This window comes from Pseudomonas sp. K5002 (genome assembly GCF_013386655.1).
Lineage (GTDB): Bacteria > Pseudomonadota > Gammaproteobacteria > Pseudomonadales > Pseudomonadaceae > Aquipseudomonas.
Map to the genome: position 1 here is coordinate 1 of NZ_JACARK010001681.1, position 351 is coordinate 351.

The 351-nt window shown below is 66.1% G+C and carries 1 protein-coding gene and 1 pseudogene; both read left to right on the forward strand.

Translation table 11 applies throughout. The annotated features are described in order from the left end of the window. Positions 1-248 (forward strand): Phenylacetic acid catabolic protein (locus tag HX846_RS38675; protein WP_178967634.1); only part of this gene is annotated, 248 nt, incomplete at its 5' end. Next, positions 235-351, forward strand: a pseudogene (locus tag HX846_RS38680) (phenylacetate-CoA oxygenase subunit PaaJ); the annotation flags it as partial. The gene HX846_RS38675 and the pseudogene HX846_RS38680, both read left to right, overlap by 14 nt.

A 351-nucleotide genomic window follows, 5' to 3' on the forward strand; every position in this document is an offset into this window, starting at 1 on the left:
AACTGACCGGCGCCGACGACAGTGAACAGCGCCTGCACGCCGCCGGCATTACGCCGGACGCCGCTCAGGTTGCCGCAGCGTGGCAAACCCAGGTCAGCGAAATCTTTACCAGCGCCACCCTGCCCCTGCCGCCTGCTGCTAGCTATTTCTACCTGGATGCACGCCGCGGTTTGCACAGCGAGCACCTGGGAATTTTGTTGGCGGAAATGCAGTTTTTGCCCCGAGCGTACCCCGATGCAACCTGGTGAGCTGATCGCCAGCGACCAGGGCGCACGCCCGGCGCAACCCACCGACCTGGCTGCCGCGTGGGCCACCCTGGCGCAGGTCATGGACCCGGAAGTGCCGGTGGTG